The organism is Curtobacterium citreum (assembly GCF_006715175.1).
GTDB classification, from domain to species: domain Bacteria; phylum Actinomycetota; class Actinomycetes; order Actinomycetales; family Microbacteriaceae; genus Curtobacterium; species Curtobacterium citreum.
Genome location: NZ_VFMQ01000001.1, coordinates 1,572,989 through 1,597,562 on the forward strand (window position 1 = coordinate 1,572,989; position 24,574 = coordinate 1,597,562).

Consider the following 24,574-nt stretch of genomic DNA (forward strand, 5'->3'; position numbering starts at 1 on the left):
CGTGACCGTCCGTCCCATCCGCCTGTTCGGCGACCCCGTCCTCCGTTCGCCCGCCGACCCGGTCCGCATCGGTGCCGACGGCGTCCGTGAACTCGTGCAGGACCTCATCGACACCGTCAAGGAGCCCGGGCGCGCCGGTGTCGCCGCCCCGCAGATCGGCGTGGGCCTCCGGGCGTTCTCGTACAACGTCGACGGTGAGGTCGGGTACGTGCTCAACCCGGAGCTCGTCGAGGTCTCCGGTGAACCCGAGCTGATGGACGAGGGCTGCCTGTCCGTGCCCGGCCTGGGCTACCCGACCAGGCGCTTCCCGCACGCGAAGGTCCGCGGCGTCGACGTCGACGGCAACCCTGTGGTGCTCGAGGGCGACGGCCTGATGGCCGAGGCGCTGCAGCACGAGTGCGACCACCTCGACGGCACCGTGTACGTCATGACGCTCGACCCGGAGACCCGCCGGCAGGCCCTGCGGGACATCCGGGCCCAGGACTGGTTCCACTGATCCGCACGCGCGCCGCTGCCGTCCGTCCGTTGCGCCCACGTCCCCCGAGACCGTAGGCTCCGCGCAGGGACATCGCGCGCACCCGAACGTGCACTCCCGGCCGGCGCTCGAGGGCGCGCCGGCGGGCAACCCGCACGCTGCAGGGCGCACGGGTCGAGCGGCAAGGGGACGGCATGCGCCGGACGGTCGGTGGACGCTTCGTGGTCGGACTGGTGGTGACCGCGCTGGCGGTCGGCACCCTGGGGGTCGTCGCGACGACCGGCGGTGCGTCGCCGGCGCACGCGGCCACGGCGGAACCGGAGGCCCCGGACTTCGCGTCGGACACCTACGGCGACCCGTGGGACTACGCGAACGTCGAGGACCAGAACACGTCGTCGACCGGGACGACGACGACCGTCACGGGCGGCGTGCTGCGCGTCGACCTGCGCTCGGGGGACTCGATCCCGCTCGTCGACACGACCAGCGGGAGCCTGCCGTACGGCCGGGACGGCGTCGTGCAGCCCGTCGACACGTCGCGGTACTCGTCGCTGTCCTTCAGCATGGACCAGCCGTTCTCGAACCAGATCGGCGCGGTCTACTGGTGGACCTGCCGCGAGAAGACGTCGGCGTGCGGCGGCGGCATCACCTTCTCGGTGACGGCCGGGTCCCGCGTCTACGACCTCCCGCTGGACGTGTCGTCGACGCTGCAGGGCAAGCGACCCTGGTCGGGCAAGGTCGTCGCGCTCCGCCTCGACCCCGTCGTGCTCCCCGCGGGGAAGACCGGGACCGCGTCCATCGACTGGACCCGCCTCCACGGGAAGGGTGGCGCGCACGCCGCCTACCCGCCGGGCGACCACGGCTCGTTCTCGGTCGCGGCACGCCCGCGTCCGGTGGTCGACTCCCCGAACCCGTCCCAGGGTGAGGACCTGGCGACCACGCAGCGCGGTCGGCCGTGGGACTTCACGTCCGCGGCGGGCGCCGCCGGGATCACGGTCGAGAACGCCACCGTCCTCGGCTACGACTCGACCGGCATGGTCGCCAGGAACTCAGGCGTCCACCCCGGTGACTCGCAGCTGCACATCCCGGTGTCGGCCTTCTCCGGCGCGAAGTACCACAACCTGTCCTTCGACTACACGTACGACGGACCGTTCTCGCTCGCGGACACCCCGGGTGGCGGGAAGCTCGCGCGGATCATCTGGTGGGACCGCTCGTCGGGCACACCGCAGATCGGCAACGATGTGCTCACAGCCGCCGGGGTGAACGCGCGGCAGGTGTCGATCGACCTGAACGCCCAGAGCGATCTCGACGAGGACGCGCTCCAGCCGCGGTTCGAGTGGAACGGCGCGACCATCGACCAGTTCCGCTTCGACCCGAACGAGGACCCGGGCGCGCTGACGTGGCACCTCCGGGCGATCCACCTGCGCGCCGACCCGGTCGCACGCGGCGCGACGACGGTCACGTTCCACGACACCGCGTGGGTCGCCGGCGCGACCGCGTCCGTGGCGGTGCAGGCAGCCGGGACGTCGACCTGGACCGACATCGCCACCGGCGTCGCCGTCACCCAGGGCAGCAACGCGGTGCCCTTCCGGCTCGGGAACGGGCTGGACGCCGGCACCTACCGCGTCCGCGTGACGATCACGCACCCGGACACCGGGAGCCAGTCCGCGCTGTCGCCCGGTGTCGTGGTGATGCAGCGGGACCCGTCGCACGACCCCCTCGGAAGCTTCGACTCGCTGGCCGGCGGGGCCGGCACGGCCACGGTCGCCGGCTGGGCGTTCGACCCCGACGGATCGCCGATCGCGGTGCGCTTCTACGAGGGCGCGTCGTACCTCGGAGCGGTGACCACCTCCGTCCGTCGCGCCGACGTCCAGCGGGCGCACCCCGGTGCCCCGGCCGCCTCAGGGTTCCAGGGCACGCTGTCGCTCCCTGCCGGGACGCACTCGGTCTGCGCCTACGCGATCTCGGTCGGCGCCGGATCGAACACCACGCTCGGATGCCGCTCGGTGACGGTGCGCGCGGACACGTCGCACGACCCGCGGGGCAGTCTCGACACCGCGTCCGTCTCCGGGTCCTCAGCGGTGCTCGCGGGCTGGGCCTTCGACGTCGACGGCGCGCCGACCACGATCCGCTTCTACGAGGGTGCGAGCTACCTCGGTGCGACGACGACCGGGCGTCCCCGTCCGGACGTCCAGCGGAACGTCTCGGGCGCGCCGGCGAACGCCGGGTGGCAGGGGTCGATCCCGATCGGCAGCGGATCGCACAGCGTGTGCGCGTTCGCCATCACCGTCGGGCCGGGGTCGAACACCAACCTCGGTTGCCGGACGGTCTCGCGCTGAGCGTCGGCCCGCCCGCGGCGTGGGACCGCACGTTCCGTTGCGGTCTCCCGTGACACCCCTTCGCGGGATTGTCGGTTCGTCCTGACGAGGAGGTACCGTGTCCCGGTCGGCACCCACCGACGTGTCACCCCATCACCCAGGACGAGCACCATGGCCTCACAGAACGACGAGCTCAGCTCTCACCGCACCCGCACCAACCGCCGCCCCGAGCCGGTCCCCGTGGCGACCGCCGCGACGGGCGTCATCGCCGACGTCGACATGGAGGTCGCGCAGGCTGGCTGAGCCGGGCGCGGCGCCGCGGCGCCGTCCCGACTGGCAACGCAATGGAGGCCCGGTGCCGGTCCCACGGACCGGCACCGGGCCTCCAGTCTGCCGTCAGCCCGACCGCCGTCAGCCGCGTCGACGACGCGACGCCACGACGGGCGTGGCGGTGGTCTGCACCTTCGAGCCGGAGTAGATGTGCTCGACGTCCGCTGCGAAGTCGCGCATCACGATCGCCCGCTTGATGGTGAGCTTCGGGGTGAGGTGCCCGGACGCCTCGGTGAGCTCGGTGTCGAGGATCGTGAACGACCGGACCGACTCGGCCCGCGAGACCCGCTGGTTCGCGGTGTCGATCGCCTCCTGCACCGCCTGGTGCACGCGCTCGTCGTAGGCGGCCTCGCGCGGTGAGAGACCTGGGACGATGCCGCGCGCCTCGCACCACCCGGGGAGCATGTCGCGGTCCAGGGTCACGAGGGCGGCGACGAAGGGCTTGCCCTCGCCGACGACCACGACCTGCCCGACGAGCGGGTGCTCGCGGATGCCGTCCTCGAGCGGTGCCGGGGCGACGTTCTTGCCGCTCGCCGTGACGATGAGCTCCTTCGCGCGGCCGGTGACGGTGAGGACGCCGTCGCCGTCGAGCCGGCCGAGGTCGCCGGTGCGGAACCAGCCGTCCTCGAACGCCTTCGCGGTGGCCTCCTCGTTCTTCCAGTACCGGTCGAACACGTCGACCCCGCGGATGAGGATCTCGCCGTCGTCGGCGGTCCGGACCTCCACGCCGGGCAGGGCCCGCCCGACCGTGCCGATCCGGAGCTCGGCGGCCCGGTTCACGGTCGCGGGGGCGGTGGTCTCGGTGAGGCCGTAGCCCTCGAGGATGAGCACCCCGATCGAGCGGAAGAAGTGCGACAGCCGCGGGGACAGCGGCGCCGAACCGCTGATGGCGTACTGCACCCGGCCGCCGATCGCGGCGCGGAGCTTGGCGTAGACGAGCTTGTCGAACAGGGCGAAGCGGAGCTTCAGGCCGAGCGGGACCCGGCCGGCTGCGAGGGCCTCGGAGTGCGCGACGGCGACACCGGCGGCGGCGCGGAAGACCTTGCCCTTCCCGCCGAGGTCGGCCTTCTGCTCGGCGGAGTTGTAGATCTTCTCGAAGACGCGCGGCACCGCGAGCAGGAACGTCGGCTTGAAGGTCGACACGGCCTGCATGAGGTCGCGGGTGTCCGGCTCGTGCCCGACGAGCACGCCGGTCGACACGGACATCGCCGCGATGAAACGGGCGAAGACGTGGGCCATCGGGATGAAGAGGAGCGTCGAGGACCCCTCGGCGACCACCTCGGGCATCGCCTCGGTCGCGCCCTCGACGGTCGCGGTGAAGTTGTCGTGACGCAGGACGCAGCCCTTGGGTCGACCGGTCGTGCCCGACGTGTAGATGATCGTCGCGTCGTCGTGCCCGTGCACGTCGGCGGTGCGGGCGTCGAGCTCGGCGTCGGTGACGGTCTCGCCGAGCCGGGTCAGGTCGTCGAGCCCGCCGCCGTCGATCGTCCAGTGCTGCCCGAGGAGCGGCAGGTCGGGGGCGATCGAGGCCACGCGGCGCGCGTGCTCCTCTTGTTCGACGACGATCGCGACGGTCTCCGAGTCGGACAGGATCCAGCGGACCTGGTCGGGGGAGCTCGTCTCGTAGACGGGCACGGACACGAGCCCGGCGGTCCACACGGCGAAGTCGACCAGCGTCCACTCCAACCGGGTGCGGGACAGGATCGCGACGTGCGCTCCGGGCTCCAGGCCGGCGGCGACGAAGCCCTTCGCGATGCCGCGGACGCGGGCGAGCACGTCCGCCGCGGTGATGGTCGTCCACGTGTCGCCGTGGCGTTCGGCGAGGATCGGCCGGTCCGGGGTGCGTCGGGCACGCTCCGAGAGCAGTCGGGCCGCGGAGCCGTGGTCGGGCGCGGAGGTGGGTGCGGGCTGCCGCTGATCGTTCACGGTTGACTCCCTTGTCGGCCGATTCGATACGAGGACGCCTCAGCGACGAGGCGACACCGTCAGCATATGGGCAGCAGCCGGGGGTTCCGTGTGCATCCGGGCGTCGCGGACGTTCTCCGTGGCCACCGGGAGACGGTAGGGTCGATGCTCGTGCATGCCATCGGAATCGACATCGGGGGCACCAAGATCGCGGGAGCGGTCGTGACGGAACTCGGCGAGATCGTCGCCGAGGACCGCGTGGCCACCAACGCGGCGGACCCGGACGCCATGCTCGACGACGTCGTGACCATGGTGTCGCGACTCCGGGCGGCCCACGAGGTCGGCGCGGTGGGCGTCGCGGCCCCTGGCTTCATCGACGCCTCGCAGTCGATCGTCTACTACACGCCGAACATCCGGTGGCGGAACGAACCCCTGCGGCAGAAGCTCCAGGAGCGGCTCGGCGACCTGCACATCACGGTCGACAACGACGCGAACGCCGCCGGCTGGGCGGAGTTCCGCTTCGGTGCCGGCCGGCTCGTGTCGGACATGACCATGCTGACCATCGGCACCGGGGTCGGCGGCGCGATCGTGACCGAGGACCGCCTGTTCCGCGGCGGCTTCGGCACCGGCGGCGAGATCGGGCACCTGCGCATCGTCCCGAACGGGCTGCCGTGCGGCTGCGGTGCCCGCGGCTGCATCGAGCAGTACGGCTCGGGTCGTGCCCTGCAGCGCATGGCGAACGACGTCGCGGACGCCGGCGGCATCGGTTCCGCCCTGGCCGACGCCCGCGAGCAGAACGGTGGCCAGCTCGACGGCGGGATCGTCGGCGACCTGATCCTGGCGGACGACCCGGGCGCCCTCGCGGCCCTGCGCCGGCTCGGCCGCCACCTCGGCGAGGCCTGCGCGTCGCTCTCCGCCGTGCTCGACCCGCAGCTCTTCGTGTTCGGCGGCGGTGTCGCGAGCGCGGGGGACCGGCTGCTCGAGCCGATCAAGCAGGCCTACCTGAGCAACCTCCCGGCGCGCGGCTACCACCCGGAGCCCGACTTCGTCATCGCCGAGCTCGTGAACGACGCCGGCGTCGTCGGTGCCGCGGACCTCGCCCGGATCCACGCCCGCACGGCGTAGGGTCGCCTCGGCGAACGACTGGAGTCGACGATGACCTACTGGCTGCTGAAGAACTTCCTGCTCGGCCCGCTCATCCTCACCCTGTTCCGACCGTGGGTCATCGGGCGCGAGCACGTCCCCGCGAAGGGGCCGGTGATCTTCGCCTCGAACCACATCTCGTTCATCGACTCGGTGATCCTGCCGGCCGTGCTGGACCGCCGGATGTCGTTCCTCGCGAAGAGCGACTACTTCACCGGCCGGGGGCTCAAGGGCTGGGCGACGAAGACGTTCTTCAACGCCATCGGCCAGCTCCCGATCGACCGCTCCGGCGGCAAGGCATCAGAGGCGTCGCTCCGCACCGGACTCCAGGTCCTCGCCCGCGGCGAGCAGCTCGGCATCTACCCCGAGGGCACGCGCAGCCCCGACGGCAAGCTGTACCGCGGTCGCACCGGCATCGCCCGGATGATCCTCGAGGGGCGCGTCACCGTCGTGCCGGTCGCGATGATCGGCACGCGCGAGGTGCAGCAGATCGGCCAGAAGTTCCCGAAGTTCAAGCGGGTCGGCGTCGTGTTCGGCAAGCCGCTCGACTTCTCGCGTTTCGAGGGCTTCGAGACCGACCGCTTCATCCTCCGGAGCGTCACGGACGAGGTCATGCACGAGCTCGCCGGGCTGAGCCGGCAGGAGTACGTCGACGTCTACGCGACGAGCGTCAAGGAGCGCGCGAGCAGCGCCCGCGAGCAGGTCATGAAGGACCGGGCAGCGGCACCCGGACGGTAGGATCTGAGGACTCCGGCGCCCGCCGGTGCGCCTGCGCCGCAGGCGGTACGCCCCAGAACCCCCGAGGTACCACCGTGCTCGAGTCGACCGACTTCGTCGCCCTGCAGGATCCGGACGTGATCGAGGGCCTCGACCACTGGCGGACGCTCCCGATCAAGCAGCAGCCGACCTGGCCGGACACCGCCGCAGCCGAGGCCGCCTCGGCCGAGATCGCCACGCTGCCCCCGCTCGTGTTCGCAGGCGAGGTCGACAAGCTCCGCGACCGGCTCGCTGCAGCCGCCTCGGGCCGCGCGTTCCTGCTCCAGGGCGGTGACTGCGCCGAGACCTTCGCCGGCGCGACCGCCGACTCCATCCGCGACCGCGTCAAGACGATCCTGCAGATGGCTGTCGTCCTGACCTACGGCGCCTCGATGCCGATCATCAAGATGGGTCGCATGGCGGGGCAGTTCGCCAAGCCGCGCTCGAGCGACTTCGAGACGCGCGGCGACGTCACGCTGCCGGCCTACCGCGGCGACATCGTCAACGGGTACGACTTCACGCCGGAGAGCCGCCAGGCCGACCCGCGGCGCCTCGTGCAGGGGTACCACACGGCCGCCTCCACGCTGAACCTCGTGCGCGCCTTCACGCAGGGCGGGTTCGCGGACCTCCGCCAGGTGCACTCGTGGAACAAGGGCTTCGCGTCGAACCCGGCGAACGCCCGGTACGAGCACATGGCGCAGGAGATCGACCGCGCGGTCCGCTTCATGGACGCCTGCGGTGCCGACTTCGAGGCGCTCAAGCACACCGAGTTCTACGCCTCGCACGAAGGCCTGCTCATGGACTACGAGCGCCCGATGACCCGGATCGACTCCCGCTCCGGGCAGGCGTACGACACCTCCGGCCACTTCATCTGGATCGGGGAGCGCACGCGCGACATCGACGGTGCGCACGTCGACTTCCTGTCGCGGGTGCGGAACCCGATCGGCGTGAAGCTCGGCCCGACGACCTCGGTCAACGACATGCGTGCCCTGGTCGACAAGCTGGACCCGGAGCGCGAGCCCGGCCGGCTCACGTTCATCACCCGCATGGGCGCCGGCAAGATCCGCGACGAGCTCCCGAAGCTCCTCGAGGCGATCAAGGGCATGGACGCGAAGCCGCTCTGGGTCACCGACCCGATGCACGGCAACGGCCTGACCACGCCGACGGGCTACAAGACCCGCCGCTTCGACGACGTCGTGGACGAGGTCCTCGGCTTCTTCGAGGCGCACCGGCAGGTCGGCACGTACCCCGGCGGCATGCACGTCGAGCTCACCGGTGACGACGTCACGGAGTGCCTCGGCGGGTCGGAGCAGATCGACGAGGCGACCCTGGCCACCCGGTACGAGTCGCTGTGCGACCCACGCCTGAACCACATGCAGTCGCTCGAGCTCGCGTTCCTCGTCGCCGAGGAGCTCAGCGCGCACCCGTACCAGCGGGCGTAGCCACGAGCGGCCCGCGGGACGGGCTGACGGACGGGAGGCGCGGTGCCAGCTGGCATCGCGCCTCCCGTTCGTCGGGTGATCCCCATGAGACGGCGCGCGACGTTCCTACCCATCGCGGGTGTGATGGGAGGACGATCCGCGCGTCGGAGGGCGGAAGGAACGACGTTCTACGCGCGGATCGGTCTCCGACGCGCGGAACGCCCTTCGACGCGCGGAACGGTCTCCGACGCGCGAAACGGCCTCCGGCGGGCGGGACGGGCTCAGTCGTCGTAGGCGAGGGTGATCGTGTCGCCGCGGTGCACCGTCGACTTGGCCGGCGGGTCCGTGGAGGTCACGGGCAGCACAGACTTCCAGTCCGAGATGCGGCACAGGATGTTCGTGCACTCCGGCACCTTCACCTCGAGCCCGAGGGCCTCGAGCGTGCTCGTGGCGTCGCGCACCGTCTTGCCCGCGACGTCCGGCAGCGCGATCGGCGCCGGACCCTTCGACACCACGAGGTCGACCGCCGAGCCCTGCTTCGCAGGGTCGTCCTGCACCGACTGCGAGATGACCTGGCCGCTCGCGACGTCGTCCGAGAACTGTGCGGACTGCGTGCCCACGGTCAGCCCGACGGCGTCGAGGGCGGCGGTGGCGTCGGCGACGGACTTGCCGGCGACGTCCGGCACCGGTCCGAGCGACACCGTGAGGGTCACCGGACCGCGTTCGCCGTACTGCTGCACCTGCGCGAGGTCGACGGTCGCACCGTCGGTCCCGACGCCGGTCGCCGCGATGACGGTGTCCTTCGGCGCGTCGGCCGAGAACTCGTACTGGTCGTCCTGCAGCTGGAAGTCGTCGTCGAGCGCGGCCGTCACGGTCGACACCGGCTGGCCGACGATCGCGGGCAGGGTGATCAGCCGCGGTCCGTCCGACACGACGATCTGGACGGCCGTGCCCTTCCGGACCTCGCGGTCGGCGGCGGGCTTCGTCGTGGAGACCTGTCCCTTCGCGACGACCGCGTCGAAGCGGGTCGCCGTCGCGCGGGCGGTCTGGAGCCCCTGGGCCTCGAGCAGCTGCCGGGCCTGGGAGACGGACTTGCCCGTGACCTCGGGGATCCGGACGTTGCCCCACGGTCCGGGTCCGAACGCCCAGCCGACGACCCCGGCGGCCAGGACGAGAACGAGCACGATCGCCAGGGCGATCCAGCCGCGCTTCCGGCGCCGTGCCGACAGATCCGCCAGGCGCTGCCCGGCGGGGGAGAGGACGCCCGGCTGGGATCCGGTGCGTCGCGGGCCCGGTGCGCCCCGGCGGACCGGGGAGCGCGTGTCCGCCGGCGTCCGGTCGAGCACGGTCGTCGGGTCGTCGGTGTCCGGTGCCGAGTCCGGCGAGGCGCCACCGGCAGGGAGGATCGCGGTCGCGTTCTCGGGGCGCAGGACAGCCGTGCGGTACTGCCCCGTGGCGCGCTGCTGGTTGCCCGACATGTGGTCGAGCAGCTCGCGCGCGTCGCGGGGCCGGTCCTCGGGGTCGCGGGCCGTGGCCCAGGCGACGAGGTCGTCGAGCTCCGGCGGGACCCCCGGAACGGCGGCGCTCGGCGCGGGCACGGTGTCGTTCGCGTGCTGGTACGCGATCTGCATCGGCTGGTCGCCCTTGTACGGCTGCTCGCCGGTGAGCATCTCGTAGAGCATGATGCCGAGCGCGTAGATGTCGCTCCGGGAGTCCGCCGCGCCGCGCGTGACGAGCTCGGGGGACAGGTACGCGATCGTCCCGAGCAGGGCGGCACCGGTCGCGGTGTTCGCGGTCGTGGCACGGGCGAGCCCGAAGTCGCCGAGCTTGATCCGGCCGTCGTCGGCGAGCAGGACGTTCTCGGGCTTGAGGTCGCGGTGCACGATCCCGGCGCGGTGGGCCGAGGCCAGGCCGGCGAGCACGGCGCGGAGGATGTCCGTCGCCTGCTCCGGGGTCAGCGCGTGGTGCTCCTGCAGCAGGTCCCGCAGCGTGATGCCCGGGATGTACTCCATCACGATGTACGCCGTGTCGTCCTCGGCGCCCTGGTCGTACACGCCGACCAGGTTCGGGTGCGACAGCCGGGCGGCGCTCCGGGCCTCCTGGATGAAGCGCTCCCGGAAGGCCTGGTCGTCGGCCAGGTGCCCGTGCATGATCTTGATCGCGACCCGGCGCTCGAGCCGGACGTCGGTCGCGAGGTACACGGTCGCCATGCCCCCGCGCGCGATGCGGGAGCGCACGCGGTACCGCTGGTCGATCATGCGACCGATCATCGGGTCCGTGGCGGCGTTCGTGGTCATCGGCGGCATTCTACGAAGCGGCGCTGGCCGGTCCCGCACTGACGCACCGGTCGTGACCCAATCTCGATCTCGAGGATGAGTCGGCTCGGTCGCCCGGACAGGCCGGGCGTCAGAACGAGGCGAGCAGCGCCGAGGCGGTCTGCTCCCACTTGGCGTACTCGCCCGGGTACGCGGACACCTGCACGGCCTGCGCGGCGTCGGTCAGCTGCATCGACGACCACCCGGGGACGGACAGCAGTCCGCGCGTCTTGCCGGGGTTGCCGCGGAAGAAGAGCTTCGTCGCGGCGGACGGGTCCTGCAGCGTCGCCTTGTCGCCCCAGCCCTGGCTCGGCCGCTGCTGGAACAGCCCCACCGAGTCGCGGTCGCCGTGCGACAGGTTCCGGAGGCTCGACTCCTGCAGCGCGGCGGCGAGGGCGATGACGATGCCGCGGTCCGGCACGCCCATGGTGCGGCCGACGGAGACGATCGTGGCCGCGTTGGCGCGCTGCTCGGCGGAGAGCGAGACGCCGTTGACGCTCGTCGGCCGGGACGAGGTCGTCGTCGCGACGGCACCGGAACCGGGGATCACGAGCGTCTTGCCGGCGTAGATGGTGCTCGTGTAGCTGAGGCCGTTCGCCGCCAGCAGCGCCTTGACGGACACGCCGTGCTTGACGGCGATCGCCGCGATGGTGTCCCCGGCGACGATCTTCACGCTGTTCGAGCGGGCCGACGCGGTCGAGGTCGTCGCGGCGGGCTTCGCGGCCGGGGCAGGAGCGGGCGCCGGGGTCCCGGCGCGGGGGACCGTGAGCGTCTGCCCGGGGTAGATCACCGAGCGCTGCGACAGGTTGTTGGCGCCGAGGAGTGCCGAGGTCGACACGCCGACCCGCGCCGCGATGCCCGACACGGTGTCGCCCTGCTTGACGTGGTAGCTCCCGGTCGCGGTGCTCGACGACGACGCGTGCGACGACGACGCGGCGACCGGGGCAGACGCCGGCTGGGAGGTCAGGTGCAGGGTCTGTCCCGGGTGGATGATCGTGTTCCAGCCGAGGCCGTTCCGCACCAGGACCTCCTGCGCGGAGAGGCCGTAGCGGGCGGCGATGCCCGAGACGGTGTCGCCTTGCTGCACGGTGTAGTTCGTGGGCGCAGCGGTCGTGGGGGTGCGCTGCACGGCGGCCACCGTGGTCACCGTGGTCTCCGCCGGGCGGGCGACGGCCGTGCCGAACACCGGGCGGTCGCCGACGTTGCGGTCCTGGTCGACGTGCCGCTTCTTCGCGGCGTCGTCGTCGTGCCGGGGCTCGGCGTGCGCGATCGGGCCCGTCAGGCCGGCGGTCACGGCGATCGTCCCCGCGAGGACGATGGGCATGGTGGCGAACCGGGCGGATCGTGCGCGCCGGGCGCCTTCGTCTGCAGCGTTGTCCACGGGACTCTCCTGATCTCGGGGCCTGATCTCGGGGCCGTGCGCGCGCGTGCGAGCACTCACAGGTGACTCAACGCTGGCATGGGCTGATTCCCAAGTCAACCAGAGAGTCGGATGTGGTGTGTGTGACTCGTGTGATGAACGGGACGCGCCGAGGTGGCCGGACACTCTGGCAACATGGGGTGCGTGAGCGCTGCACCCACCGACGACACGACCCTCTCCGAGCGCTGGCTGACGGTGCCCGACCTCGTGGAACGCTTCGGCGTGACCCCGGGGCGCATCCACCGGCTCTTCGAGCAGAAGACCCTGCTGCCGGCACGGGTCGGCGGCGTGCTCCGCGTCCCGAGCGAGTTCCTCGACGGTGACGAGCCCCTGCCCGAACTCCGCGGCACCCTCGTCGTCCTCGGTGACAACGGGTTCTCCGACGACGAGGCCGTGCGCTGGATGCTCAGCGAGGACCCCGCGCTCGGCACCTCGCCGATCGCGGCGCTGCGCGCCGGCCGCAAGGCCGAGGTGCGCCGCGTGGCCCAGTCACTGCTCTAGACCCGACCGCTGCTCCGGACCCCACCACGGCTCGGACGGGAGGATCGTGGCGGCGCTGCCACGATCCTCCTGTCCGTCTCGTCGTCCCCGTCTACGCGACCCGGCGGCTCACGGTGTCGGCCAGCGCGACCAGCTGGTCGCGCGCCGACGGTGTGAGCGGCGCGGCGTCGAGCGCGGCCTTCGCGCGCTGCACGTGCCGTTCGATCGAGCGCTCGACGGCCGCGACCGCGCCGGACTCGGTGAGCGTCGCCCGGAGCATCTGCACCTGGGCCTCGTCGAGGTCCGGGTCGCCGAGGAGCTCGTCGAGCAGCTGGCGCGGACCGGCCCCCAGGGTCTTCCGCGCCGAGGCGATGAGGACGGTGCGCTTGCCCTCGCGGAGGTCGTCGCCGGCCGGCTTCCCGGTGACCTCGGGGTCGCCGAACACCCCGAGCAGGTCGTCGCGCAGCTGGTAGGCCACGCCGAGCGGCAGGCCGAAGGACCGCAGGCCCTCGAGCTGCGCCTCGGTGGCACCGGCCACGAGGGCGCCGATCACGAGCGGTGCCTCGATCGAGTACTTCGCCGACTTGAAGACGATGACGCGCTGCGCCCGCACGAGGTGCTCGGACTCGTCGATCGTCGGCCAGGCGGTCTCCTCGTGCACGTCGAGGTACTGCCCCGCGGTGACGTCGAGTCGCATGGTGTGGAACTCCTGGCGCACGATGCGGGCGCGCGCCGGGTCGAGCAGTGCGAGGCCCTCGTCGAAGACCGAGTCGCTGAGCGACAGCAGCAGGTCGCCGAGGAGCAGCGCGGAGTTCGTGCCGTACAGCGCGCGGTCGCCGGCCCACCCGGACTCCGCGTGCTGGGACTCGAAGCGGCGGTGCGCGGCGGGACGCCCGCGACGGGTGTCCGAGCGGTCCATGATGTCGTCGTGCACGAGGGCGGCCGCGTGGAAGACCTCGAGCGCGGCGGCGACCGTGACGACGGCCTCGGCCGTGGTCTGCCGGGAGCCCTCGGCCAGGGGGTCGAACGAGCCGGACCGCCCCGCCACGGACTGCCATCCCCAGTAGCAGAACAGCGCCCGGAAGCGCTTCCCGCCGGACAGCAGGTCGCGGGCGTACCGGTCGAACTGCTCGAGGTCGGGACTGATGGCGAGGAGCCGCTCCCGCTGCTCGTCGAGCGCCCGGTCGATCCGCGCCGAAACGAGGTCCACTAATCGCGTACTCTCAGCCACGGTCCCTACCCTAGTGGAGCGGTCGAGACATAGAATCGGTCCACTTCTGGCGACGACGACACCCGATGCCGCCAGGCAACAGCATCCCCAGGAACAGAGGGAAACGAGATGCCACTCTCGGAGCAAGAGCAGCGACTCCTCGAGGAGATGGAGCGCAGCCTCTACCAGAACGACTCCGACTTCGTGGCGCGGGTCACGCGCCGTCAGGGTCGTCCGAGTTACACGTCCATCACGCTGGGCGTCCTCGCTGCGCTGGTCGGCGTCGCGATCGTCGTCCTCGCACTCGCCTTCAAGCAGCCGTGGCTCGGTCTGCCCGGGTTCGTCGTCATGCTCGCCGGCGTCCTGTGGGCGCTGCGGCCGGGCATGCGGATGCCGAAGTCCGGGGCGAAGGCGCCTCGTTCCGGCGGCTCCTCGAAGCCCACGCGGCCGTCCTCGTCCGGTGGCTCGTTCATGGACCGCATGAACGAGCGCTGGGACAAGCGCAACGACCACGGGCAGCAGTAGCAGCCCTCCACACGCCTCCACCACGACGGGGCCGGTCCTTCGGGACCGGCCCCGTCGTCGTGCGTGGGGGAGCGATCGGGTCGGGCGCGACTGTTGCCGATCTGCGCGTCGGAGGTCGATCCGCGCATGGGAAGCCGAACCGCGCATCGGATGCCGTTCCTTCCGGCATCCCACGCGCTGATCGGCATCCCAGGTCACCTGCGATGGGGAGGATCGCGCGCCAGGTGGGGGGAGGGCTGGCGGGAGGATCGTGGCGGCACCGCCACGATCCTCCCGTCCGGCGCGCCCTCGGACCGCCACGACCCTCTGAAAGTCCTCCACTTTCCTCCACGGCGCCGAGCCGCGCCCGGATCGCCGTAATTCCGGGGATGTGGTCCACCGCGCAGTTCGCCGATCTGGGTCTGGACGCCCCCATTCCGGGGCATCCGGGGAATTCGTGGGGCCGCAACCGGTTTGCGGGGAGCGAAGTGGAGTAAAGTGGGGAACACAACGGTCCGGTGGAGCGGAGGGGAGGCCCCGACGTGCTGCTCGGTACCCATGCCCCGAAGCTCGACGAGAAGGGTCGCGTGATCCTCCCCGCCAAGTTCCGGGACGAACTGTCCGGCGGGCTCGTGATGACCCGTGGGCAGGAGCGCTGCGTCGTGGTCTTCAGCGCGGACACGTTCGAGCAGCTGCACGAGCGGATCCGCACGGCGCCGATGACCTCGAAGCGCACCCGGGACTACATGCGCCTGTTCCTCTCCGGAGCGAGCGCGGAGACCCCGGACAAGCAGAACCGCGTGACGATCCCGCAGAACCTCCGCGAGTACGCGGGGCTCGAGCGGGACCTCACGGTCATCGGCAGCGGTGACCGTGCCGAGATCTGGTCGACCCCCGCGTGGGAGGCCTACTACGCCGAGGTCGAAGAGGGCTTCGCCGACAACGACGAGGAGGTGATCCCGGGGATCTTCTGATCCGCGGATCGGGACTCCCAGCCGTGGTGCCCTGACACACCTTCCCCGGTGTCAGGTCGCATGGATGGGGATCCGGGTGCGTGGCCCAGGAGTCCGAGGGGCTGCACATGGCCGACGACCAGCCGAAGTTCCCGCACACGCCGGTGATGCTCGACCGCATCGTCGAGCTGTTCGTGCCCGCCCTCGACGGCCCGGGCAAGGTCGTCGTCGACGCCACGCTCGGCATGGGCGGCCACTCCGAGGGCCTGCTCGAGCGCTTCCCGGACCTGACGCTCATCGGGCTCGACCGGGACACCGACGCGCTCGGCATCGCGGGGGAGCGGCTCGCCCGCTTCGGTGACCGCGTCCGCCTGGTGCACACGGTCTACGACGGGATCGCCGACGCGATCGCGGGCGAGGGCTTCGACGCGGTGGACGGCGTGCTGTTCGACCTCGGCGTGTCCTCGCTGCAGCTCGACCGGGCCGAGCGCGGCTTCGCGTACAGCCAGGACGCGCCACTCGACATGCGCATGGACCGGACCGAGGGGCAGACCGCCGCCGACGTCCTGGCCACGTACGACGAGGGCGAGCTGCGCCGGATCTTCCAGCGCTACGGCGAGGAGAAACTCGCCGGCCGCTACGCCCGGGCGATCGTCGCGCGGCGGGCCGAGCGTCCGTTCGAGATGTCCGGCGACCTCGTCCAGGTCCTGCACGACGCGACCCCCGTCGCCGTGCAGCGGCAGGGGCACCCCGCCAAGCGGGTCTTCCAGGCACTCCGGATCGAGGTCAACGCCGAACTGGCGGTCCTCGAGCGGGCGATCCCGGCGGCGCTCGACGCCGTCGCGGTCGGCGGTCGGATCGTCGTCGAGTCCTACCAGTCCCTCGAGGACCGGCTCGTCAAGCGGGCCCTCGCCGAGCGCACCACCTCGAGCGCGCCCGCCGGCCTGCCGGTCGAGCTGCCCGAGCACGCCCCCACCTTCTCCCTCGTCGTCAAGGGCGCGGAACTGGCCGACGAGACCGAACGCGCCGCCAACCCCCGAGCCATCCCCGTGCGCCTGCGCGCGGCCCAGCGGATCCGGAAGTGACATGAGCACGAACCTCGCACTCGTCGACCCTGCCGTCGCCCCGCCCCGTGCGCCCCGCGGCTCCCGTCACGAGCGTCCCGAGCTCGTCGAGGTCGCCCCGACCAAGGCGCAGCGACGGGCCCGGCCCCGCATCGCCTACGCGGTGGTGGCGGTCGCGGCGCTCGGCGTGCTGCTGCTCGCGCAGCTCGGGATCAGCATGGTCCTGAGCCAGGGCGCGTACACGCTCAGCTCGCTCGGGGCCGAGCAGACCGCGCTCTCCCGGACGCAGCAGTCGCTGTCCGAGGAGCTCCGGGTGCTCGACTCCCCGCAGAACCTCGCCAGGAACGCGCAGTCGCTCGGGATGATCGCGAACTCGACGCCGGTGTACCTCGACCCGAAGACCGGGCAGGTGTTCGGCACGCCGACGCCCGCCGCCCCGGACGAGGCGACGGCGAGCAGCGACAACCAGGTCCCGAACGCCCTGCTCGACCAGGTGCCGCTCGCCGCGAAGTCCGGCGACACGGCCGCCAGCAAGGAGACGGGCGGCGCAGCCGACGCATCGGCGACGAGCGCACCCTCGACGGACGCGTCCTCGACGAGCGCACCGTCGACCGGCGACGCTGGGAAGACCACAGGGTCCAGCGCGTCGGCCGGGGCATCCTCCACCCCCGACGTAGAGTCCGACCCGAACCAGCTCCAGGCCCCCGCCACCCGGTGACCTGCGGGTCGGGACACCCTGCCGCACCATCCGGGAAGGACCGCACCGCGTGACGAAGACGATCCGCAACCGCCGACTGCGCTACGGCATCGTGATGATGGCGGTGATCGCCCTCGTGGCGGTCTTCGTGATCCGTCTCGTGGACATCCAGGTCGTGCAGGCCGCCGAGCTCAACGAACAGTCGAAGGCCAAGCGCAGCATCCCGGTCACGATCTACGGCACCCGCGGTGACATCGTCGACCGCAACGGCGTCGAGCTCGCGGACAGTGTGAACCGCTACAACATCACGACGGCCCCGCGCCTGGTCGCACCCTTCAAGGGCAAGCTCGGCGGCACGCGCGTGAAGGACGTGTCGGTCGACGACGCTCTCCAGGCGATCGCGAAGGCGTCCGGCGGGGACGTCGCCACGATGCAGAAGAACATCGCGGCGAACCCGAAGTCGGACTTCGCGTACCTGGTCAAGGGCCTCGACGTGAAGCACTACGAGGCCGTCCGCGACCTCGAGGTGCCGTGGCTCTACCCGGAGCAGCAGTCCGCGCGCATCTACCCGACCGGTGCGACCGCCGGTGCCCTGACCGGCTTCATGGGGACCGACGGCGCCCAGGCCGGCCTCGAGTACTCCTACAACCAGTGCCTCGCGGGCACGAACGGCTCGGAGACGTACGAGCGCGGCGAGGACGGCGTCCAGCTCCCCGGCAGCACGGTGACGAAGCAGCAGGCCAAGGACGGCGGCACGCTGCAGACCACGATCGACAGCGACCTGCAGTACATGGCGCAGCAGACCATCGCCTCCGCGGCGAAGGAGCTGCAGGCCGAGTCGGCGACCGCCACGGTGACGAACGCGAAGACCGGCGAGCTCCTCGCGGTCGCGGACTACCCGACGGTGGACCCGAACGACGTCGACGCGACGAAGGACACCGGTGCCTACGGCTCCCGCGCCCTGACCGCGACGTACGAGCCGGGCTCGACCATCAAGGCGGCGATCGCCGCCGCGCTCATCAACGAGGGCAAGTCGAGCCCGACCGACCGCGCCGTGGTGCCGTACTCCCGCTCGTTCCCGTGGGGCGGACGGATCCAGGACTCGGAGTTCCACCCCACCGAGAACCTGACGCTGACCGGCATCCTGCAGAACTCGTCGAACGTCGGCATCACCGAGCTCGGTGAACGCCTGACGCAGCAGCAGCGCTACGAGTACATGAAGAAGTTCGGCCTGTTCGAACCGGAGTCGGCGATCCAGTACCCGGGCCAGCCGTCCATGCAGTACGGCGCCACGCCGGACTGGAGCAGCCAGACGAACATCAACTCGATGTTCGGCCAGGGCATCTCCACGACCGCGATCCAGGTCGCGAGCGTCTTCCAGACCCTGGCGAACAACGGCGTCCGGATCCCGCTGCACATGGTCAAGGGCTGCCAGACGGCCGACGGCAAGATGATCGACGCGCCCGACGTGCAGGGGACGCAGGTCGTCTCGCCGGCGGCCGCGCAGCAGACGGTGAAGATGCTGCAGAGCGTCGTCACGGGCGGCACGCTCGTCGGCATGAAGCCGATCTCCGGCTACAACGTGGCCGCGAAGACCGGTACCGCCGAGGTCGCCGAGGGGTCCAAGGGCTACGGCGGTCAGCGCATCACCTCGGTGGCCGGAATGGCACCCGCCGAGGACCCCCAGTATGTTGTCACGGTGACGTTCACGAAGCCGCAGACCAACAAGTGGTCCAGCGGAGCGGCTCCGGCGTTCCGCACACTCATGTCCCAGGTGCTCGAGAAGTACCGAGTAGCCCCCTCCACGTCCGAGGCGCAGCTGTACCCGTCCACGTGGTGAGGAAGAAGGAGCACTTGTCCGCACGGATCCCCCCGGTCCTCCGACCCGAACACCCGACCCCGAGGAGCGTGGCCGAGCTCGCGAACGCGTTCGGCATGCGCGTCGTGGGGACGGTCGACGCCGTCGAGACGACGGGCGTCACCCTGAGCGCCGCCGAGGTGCAGCCGGGTGACCTGTTCGTCGGCGTGCACGGAGCGAACCGGCACGGTGCGCAGTTCGCCGCCGAGGCCGCCGAGCGCGGCTCGGTGGCCGTCCTGACCGATGCCGACGGCGCCGCCCTGGCAGAGCCCTCCGGGCTGCCGGTGCTCGTGGTCGAGGACCCGCGCGCGGCCCTCGGCGACGTCTCGGCGTGGGTCTACCGCACCCACCCGGACGAGGCCACCGACCTGCCGCAGCTCTTCGCGACGACCGGCACGAACGGCAAGACGAGCACGTCCTACATCCTCGAGGGCATCCTCAAGCAGCTCGGCCTGGTCTCCGGTCTGAGCTCGACCGCGGAGCGCCACATCGGCTCGCTCAGCGTCACGAGCCGGCTGACCACACCAGAGGCCAGCGAGATGCACGCCCTGCTCGCCCGCATGCGCGAGTCCGAGGTCCGCGCCGTGGCCGTCGAGGTCAGCGCCCAGGCCCTCAGCCGGCACCGGGTCGACGGCATCGTGTTCGACGTGGCCGGCTTCACGAACCTGTCGCACGACCACCTCGACGACTACGCCGACATGGAGGAGTACTACCAGGCGAAGCTCCCGCTGTTCCAGCCCGAGCACGCCCGCCGCGGCGTCGTCTCGCTGGACACGGACTGGGGCCACCGCGTGGTGCAGGACTCCCGCATCCCGGTGACGACCATCACGGTGCACCCGGACGTCGAGGCCGAGTGGCACGTCGACGTCACCGCCGCGCACGCGGCCTTCACCGAGTTCCGCCTGACCGGTCCCGAGGGCCGCGAGCTCACCACCCGCGTGCCGCTCATCGGCTGGCACATGGCGGCGAACGCGGCGCTCGCGATCGTCATGCTCGTCGAGGGCGGCTTCGAGCTCGGCGCGATCGCCCAGGCGCTCGAGTCCGGGCACCGCCGATACCCGGACGAGACCGAGGACGGCCCCCGCATCAGCGCGATCGAGTGCTACCTGCCCGGTCGCACCGAGCGGGTGTCCGGTCCGCACGGCCCGAGCGTCTACGTCGACTTCGGCCACTCCGCCGACGCCTTCGAGAACACCCTCGCCGCCGTCCGGCAGTTCACGCCCGGCCGCGTCCTGATGCTGTTCGGCGCCGACGGTGACCGCGACACGACGAAGCGCGGCGACATGGCGCGCGTCGCCGCCGCGGGGAGCGACATCCTCGTGATCACCGACCACCACCCGCGCTTCGAGGACGCCGCGAGCATCCGGAAGACGCTGGTCGACGCGGCGCGCGAGGCGTTCCCCGACCACGAGCTCCACGAGGTCAGCCCGCCCGAGGCGGCGATCCGCACGGCCGTCGGCCTGGTCGGCGAGGGCGACTCGATCCTGTGGGCCGGTCCCGGTCACCAGGACTACCGCGACATCCAGGGCGTCCGCACGCCCTACTCGGCCCGCGACGAAGCGCGTCAGGCGCTCCGCGAGGCCGGATGGGAGCCGAACAGCGGCCCGGCGGAGGAGATCCGATGATCGCCGTGACCCTCGCCGAGATCGCTGCCGCGATCGGCGGCGAGCTCGTCAGCGGTGCCCCGGAGCAGGTCGTCGACGGGTCCGTGCAGACGGACTCGCGGCTCGTCGGCCCCGGCAGCGTGTTCTTCGCCCTGCTCGGCGAGGAGACCGACGGCCACCGCTTCGTCCCGGCCGCCGCCGAGGCCGGTGCGGCGCTCGTCGTCACCGAGCGCGTGGTCGACCTGCCCGAGGGCTCCGCAACCGCGCAGGTCGTCGTGGGCGACGGGTACGCCGCCCTCGCCGCGCTCGCGCACGAGGTCGTCGCCCGCGTCCGGGCATCGACCGCGGACCGCGTCGACGCCGATGGACGCCCGGCACCGCTGCGCGTCGTCGGCATCACCGGGTCGAACGGCAAGACGAGCACGAAGAACATGCTCCGCACGATCCTCGCCACCCAGGGCGAGACGGTCGCGCCGCAGGGCTCGTTCAACAACCACGTCGGCGCCCCGATCTCGATGCTCGGGATCACGCACGACACCCGGTTCCTGGTCGTCGAGATGGGCGCGAGCGGCAAGGGCCACATCGCCAAGCTCGTCTCGATCGCCGAGCCGGACGTCGGCGTCGTCCTCAAGGTCGGACTCGCGCACGCCGGCGAGTTCGGCGGGATCGAGGCCACCCAGCGCGCGAAGTCGGAGATGGTCACCGACCTCCCCGCGACCGCAACGGCCCTCCTCAACGTCGACGACGACCGCGTCGCGTCGATGCGCGGCCTCACGGCCGCCCACGTCGTCGGGTTCGGCACGTCGGAGACGGCCGACTACCGCATCACCGGCATCGAGACGGACCGCAGCGGCACACGCTTCACCCTCACCGCGCCTCCCGTGAGCGGTGGCGACAGCCGTCCCGCCGGGACGGAGCAGGTCGACGTCCGGCTCGCCATCCTGGGTGAGCACCACGCGATGAACGCGTCGGCCGCGCTCACGGTCGCCCACCTGTGGGGCGTGCCGCTCGCGGACGGCGCCGCGGCGCTCGCGTCGATGACGCGCGCCGAGCGCTGGCGCATGGAGCTCCTGCAGGGCGGCCCCGAGGGCGTCACCGTGATCAACGACGCGTACAACGCGTCGCCGGACTCGACCGCCGCGGCGCTGCGCACCCTCGCGCAGGTCGTGCGACCAGGGGAGCGGTCCGTCGCCGTGCTCGGCGAGATGGCCGAGCTCGGGGAGTTCTCGACGGAGGAGCACGACCGCATCGGCCGGCTCGTCGTCCGTCTCGGCATCGGACAGCTCGTGGTCGTCGGCCGTGGCGCGATGGCCATCCACCAGGCCGCCACCCTCGAGGGATCGTGGGACGGCGAGTCCGTGTTCATCGAGGACGTCGACGACGCCGTCCACTCCCTGCAGGAGATGGTCCGCCCCGGCGACGTCGTCCTCGTCAAGTCCTCGAAGTCCGCCGAACTGCGATTCCTCGGCGACCGCCTCGGAGGTGTCCCCGAATGATCGCACTCCTGATCGCCGGCGCCGTCGCGCTGGTGTTCACACTGCTGACCACGCCGCTCTTCATCAAGCTGTTCCACCGCCTCGGCTGGGGACAGTTCATCCGCGACGACGGTCCGCAGTCGCACCACACCAAGCGCGGCACGGCGACCATGGGCGGCATCGTCCTCATCATCGGCGCGGTGCTCGGGTACTTCGTCGGACACCTCGTCGGCCGTGACTCGGTGACGCTGTCCGGCCTCCTCGTGCTGTTCCTCATGGTCGGACTCGGCTTCGTCGGCTTCATCGACGACTTCCTCAAGGTCCGGCGGCAGCGGAGCCTCGGGCTCGGCGGCTGGGCGAAGGTCCTCGGGCAGGTGATCGTCGGCGTCGTGTTCGCGACGATCGCGCTCGTGGTGCCGACCGGCAACGGCAAGCCCCCGGCGTCGACGATGATCTCGGCGATCCGGGACGTGCCGTGGCTCGACTTCATGGCACTCGGCACCGTGATCGGCACCGTGCTGTTCCTGGCGTGGATCGTCCTGCTGACGGTGTCCACCTCGAACGGCGTGAACGTCGCCGACGGGCTCGACGGCCTGGCAACCGGTTCGAGCATCCTCGCGATCGGGTCGTACGTCATCATCGGCTTCTGGCAGTCGAACCAGATCTGCGGCGGTGTCCGGCTCGACGCCTCGACGGAGCACGCCTGCTACAGCACCTCGGACCCGCTCGACCTCGCGGTCGTCGCGGCCGCCGTGTGCGGTGGGCTGATCGGCTTCCTCTGGTACAACACGTCGCCCGCGCAGATCTTCCTCGGCGACACCGGCTCGCTCGGCCTCGGCGGTGCCCTGGCCGGTCTCGCGATCCTCAGCCGTACCGAGCTCCTGCTGATCCTGATCGGTGGCCTGTTCTTCATCGTCACCGGGTCGGTCATCCTGCAGCGCGCGTACTTCAAGATCACCCACGGCAAGCGGATCTTCCGGATGAGTCCGCTGCACCACCACTTCGAGTTGAAGGGGTGGGCCGAGGTGACCGTCGTCGTCCGGTTCTGGATCATCGCGGGGCTCTGCGTCGCGGCCGGGGTCGGGCTCTTCTACCTGGAGTGGATCGCGCGTGTCGGCTGAACGCCTGGACGGACTCGACAGCTGGTACGCCGAGGGCTGGAAGGGGCTGCGGGTCGCCGTCCTCGGCCTCGGCGCCACCGGGTTCTCGGTCGCCGACACCCTCGTCGAGCTCGGCAGCGCCGTCACGGTGTACGCGCCGGACGGCCCCGCCGACACGGTCGAGCTGCTCGACGTGATCGGCGCCGGGTTCGAACGCACCGCGCTCGACACCGTGCCCGCAGCGCTCGAGCAGCAGGCACCGGACCTGGTCGTCGTCTCGCCCGGTCTGCCGCCGCACAACGCCTCCGTCCGCTGGGCCGTCGAGCACAGCACCGTCTGGGGCGACGTCGAGCTCGCCTGGCGCGTGCGCGACAAGGTCGTCCGCGGACCGATCGCGGCGCCGTGGGTGACCATCACCGGCACGAACGGCAAGACCACCACCACGCAGCTGACGACGGCGATGTTCGCCGCCGCCGGGCTCCGGGCGGTCGCCTGCGGGAACATCGGCGTGCCGGTGCTCGACGTGGTCCGCGACCCCGAGGGCTTCGACGTGCTCGTGGTCGAGCTGTCGAGCCACCAGCTGCACTACATGCCGACCACCGGCGACGGCGCCGTCGTCCCGCTCGCCAGCGCGTGCCTGAACATCGCCGACGACCACCTCGAGTGGCACGGCTCGGCCGAGGCCTACCGCGCCGCCAAGGCCAAGGTGTACGAGCGCTCGGTGATGGCGTGCGTCTACAACACCTCCGACGACGCCACGCGGCGCATGGTCGAGGGCGCCGACGTCGTCGAGGGCTGCCGCGCCGTCGGCTTCACCCCGGGGGTCCCGGCGCCCGGCGACGTCGGGATCGTCGACGACGTGCTCTGCGACCGCGCCTTCACCGAGGACCGGCGGAACAGCGCGCTCGAGCTCGCGACCCTGGCCGACCTCGAGCAGGCCGGGCTGGCGAGCCCGCACATGACGATGAACGTCCTGGCCGCGGCGGCCCTCGCCCGCGCCGCCTCGGTCGAGCCCGCGCACATCCGGGCCGCCGTGCAGGGCTTCCGTGCCGACCACCACCGCACCGAGCACGTGGCGACCGCCGACGGCGTCACGTGGGTGGACGACTCCAAGGCCACGAACCCGCACGCGGCGACGGCCTCGCTGGCGTCGTTCGACACCGTGGTGTGGATCGTCGGCGGCCTGTTCAAGGGCGTCGACGTCGACGGTCTCGTCGAGCGCTTCGGTCCCGGTGTGCGCGCGGTCGTCGTGATCGGCACCGACCGGACGCCCGTGCTCGAGGCATTCGCGCGACACGCGCCCGGGGTCCCGGTCCTCCAGGTCGAGGCGACGGACACTGAGCAGGTCATGCCCGAGGCGGTCCGGCATGCCGCCTCGGTCGCACGACCGGGCGACACGGTCCTCCTCGCCCCGGCCGCCGCGTCGTTCGACCAGTTCGGGTCGTACGCGGACCGGGGGCAACGATTCGCGGCGGCGGTCCACGAGCACCTGGGAGGCACAGCCGATGGCGACCACGGATCTCCCGAGCAGCCGTAGCGGGCGTCCCGG

The 24,574-nt window shown here is 71.7% G+C and carries 20 protein-coding genes; 16 read left to right on the forward strand and 4 right to left on the reverse strand.

All coding sequences use genetic code 11. The features are described 5' to 3' along the window. Position 1: 1 nt before the first annotated feature. The 3 genes from FB462_RS07500 to FB462_RS17810 all read left to right on the forward strand — a co-directional run bounded on the left by FB462_RS07500 (position 2) and on the right by FB462_RS17810 (position 3,093). Entirely contained in the window at positions 2–496 is a 495-nt protein-coding gene (locus FB462_RS07500; protein WP_058742401.1) for a peptide deformylase, read from the forward strand. Between the two features lie 173 nt (positions 497–669). Then, positions 670–2,811: a hypothetical protein gene (locus tag FB462_RS07505; protein WP_141861123.1), complete on the forward strand. Its 2,142-nt coding sequence runs from the start codon at positions 670–672 to the stop codon at positions 2,809–2,811. Positions 2,812–2,961: 150 nt separating this feature from the next. Then, on the forward strand, positions 2,962–3,093 hold the full coding sequence (locus FB462_RS17810) for a hypothetical protein (protein ID WP_257222091.1): 132 nt from the start codon (positions 2,962–2,964) through the stop codon (positions 3,091–3,093). A 108-nt stretch (positions 3,094–3,201) separates the two neighbouring features. Here the strand turns inward: FB462_RS17810 and FB462_RS07510 are convergent, their stop codons facing one another. Beyond that, complete coding sequence (locus FB462_RS07510; RefSeq protein WP_141861125.1) at positions 3,202–5,046, reverse strand: AMP-dependent synthetase/ligase; 1,845 nt, start codon at positions 5,044–5,046, stop codon at positions 3,202–3,204. Positions 5,047–5,196: 150 nt separating this feature from the next. Here FB462_RS07510 and FB462_RS07515 point away from each other — a divergent pair, with 150 nt between their 5' ends. The 3 genes from FB462_RS07515 to FB462_RS07525 all read left to right on the forward strand — a co-directional run bounded on the left by FB462_RS07515 (position 5,197) and on the right by FB462_RS07525 (position 8,366). Next, entirely contained in the window at positions 5,197–6,150 is a 954-nt protein-coding gene (locus tag FB462_RS07515) for an ROK family protein (protein ID WP_141861128.1), read from the forward strand. A gap of 30 nt (positions 6,151–6,180) precedes the next feature. Further along, entirely contained in the window at positions 6,181–6,906 is a 726-nt protein-coding gene (locus FB462_RS07520; protein WP_058742399.1) for a lysophospholipid acyltransferase family protein, read from the forward strand. Positions 6,907–7,022: 116 nt separating this feature from the next. Continuing rightward, positions 7,023–8,366, forward strand: a complete 1,344-nt coding sequence (locus FB462_RS07525; RefSeq protein ID WP_141863292.1) for a class II 3-deoxy-7-phosphoheptulonate synthase — start codon at positions 7,023–7,025, stop codon at positions 8,364–8,366. 260 nt (positions 8,367–8,626) lie between these two features. On the opposite strand, the gene pknB is transcribed toward FB462_RS07525, so the two are convergent. After that, entirely contained in the window at positions 8,627–10,642 is a 2,016-nt protein-coding gene (pknB, locus tag FB462_RS07530) for a Stk1 family PASTA domain-containing Ser/Thr kinase (RefSeq protein WP_229666897.1), read from the reverse strand. 109 nt (positions 10,643–10,751) lie between these two features. After that, positions 10,752–12,041, reverse strand: coding sequence for a muramidase family protein (locus FB462_RS07535; RefSeq protein WP_229666896.1), 1,290 nt, complete (start codon positions 12,039–12,041; stop codon positions 10,752–10,754). A gap of 174 nt (positions 12,042–12,215) precedes the next feature. Between FB462_RS07535 and FB462_RS07540 the strand changes: the two genes are divergently transcribed. Beyond that, positions 12,216–12,581 (forward strand): Rv2175c family DNA-binding protein, encoded by a 366-nt coding sequence (locus tag FB462_RS07540; RefSeq protein WP_141861130.1) that lies wholly within the window; start codon positions 12,216–12,218, stop codon positions 12,579–12,581. Between the two features lie 91 nt (positions 12,582–12,672). Here the strand turns inward: FB462_RS07540 and FB462_RS07545 are convergent, their stop codons facing one another. Next, positions 12,673–13,791, reverse strand: a complete 1,119-nt coding sequence (locus FB462_RS07545) for a polyprenyl synthetase family protein (RefSeq protein ID WP_058742394.1) — start codon at positions 13,789–13,791, stop codon at positions 12,673–12,675. A gap of 108 nt (positions 13,792–13,899) precedes the next feature. Here FB462_RS07545 and FB462_RS07550 point away from each other — a divergent pair, with 108 nt between their 5' ends. The 9 genes from FB462_RS07550 (at position 13,900) to murD (ending at position 24,562) form a co-directional block, all read left to right on the forward strand. Next, complete coding sequence (locus FB462_RS07550) at positions 13,900–14,295, forward strand: DUF3040 domain-containing protein (protein WP_141861132.1); 396 nt, start codon at positions 13,900–13,902, stop codon at positions 14,293–14,295. Positions 14,296–14,816: 521 nt separating this feature from the next. Further along, a complete protein-coding gene (gene mraZ / locus FB462_RS07555; RefSeq protein WP_058729729.1) occupies positions 14,817–15,248 on the forward strand; it encodes a division/cell wall cluster transcriptional repressor MraZ in 432 nt (143 codons plus the stop codon). Positions 15,249–15,355: 107 nt separating this feature from the next. After that, positions 15,356–16,312 (forward strand): 16S rRNA (cytosine(1402)-N(4))-methyltransferase RsmH, encoded by a 957-nt coding sequence (gene rsmH, locus FB462_RS07560; RefSeq protein WP_141863295.1) that lies wholly within the window; start codon positions 15,356–15,358, stop codon positions 16,310–16,312. Position 16,313: 1 nt separating this feature from the next. After that, complete coding sequence (gene ftsL / locus FB462_RS07565) at positions 16,314–17,009, forward strand: cell division protein FtsL (RefSeq protein WP_141861134.1); 696 nt, start codon at positions 16,314–16,316, stop codon at positions 17,007–17,009. 49 nt (positions 17,010–17,058) lie between these two features. Then, complete coding sequence (locus tag FB462_RS07570; RefSeq protein WP_141861136.1) at positions 17,059–18,828, forward strand: peptidoglycan D,D-transpeptidase FtsI family protein; 1,770 nt, start codon at positions 17,059–17,061, stop codon at positions 18,826–18,828. A 14-nt stretch (positions 18,829–18,842) separates the two neighbouring features. After that, entirely contained in the window at positions 18,843–20,471 is a 1,629-nt protein-coding gene (locus FB462_RS07575) for a Mur ligase family protein (RefSeq protein ID WP_141861138.1), read from the forward strand. Continuing rightward, positions 20,468–21,946 (forward strand): UDP-N-acetylmuramoyl-tripeptide--D-alanyl-D-alanine ligase, encoded by a 1,479-nt coding sequence (locus FB462_RS07580; RefSeq protein ID WP_141861140.1) that lies wholly within the window; start codon positions 20,468–20,470, stop codon positions 21,944–21,946. The genes FB462_RS07575 and FB462_RS07580 overlap by 4 nt, the downstream gene beginning before the upstream one ends. Then, the gene (mraY, locus tag FB462_RS07585; RefSeq protein ID WP_058742388.1) at positions 21,943–23,046 is read left to right on the forward strand and encodes a phospho-N-acetylmuramoyl-pentapeptide-transferase; all 1,104 of its coding nucleotides are present in this window, start codon (positions 21,943–21,945) and stop codon (positions 23,044–23,046) included. The genes FB462_RS07580 and mraY overlap by 4 nt, the downstream gene beginning before the upstream one ends. Continuing rightward, on the forward strand, positions 23,036–24,562 hold the full coding sequence (gene murD, locus FB462_RS07590) for a UDP-N-acetylmuramoyl-L-alanine--D-glutamate ligase (protein WP_141861142.1): 1,527 nt from the start codon (positions 23,036–23,038) through the stop codon (positions 24,560–24,562). The genes mraY and murD overlap by 11 nt, the downstream gene beginning before the upstream one ends. Positions 24,563–24,574: the final 12 nt, after the last annotated feature.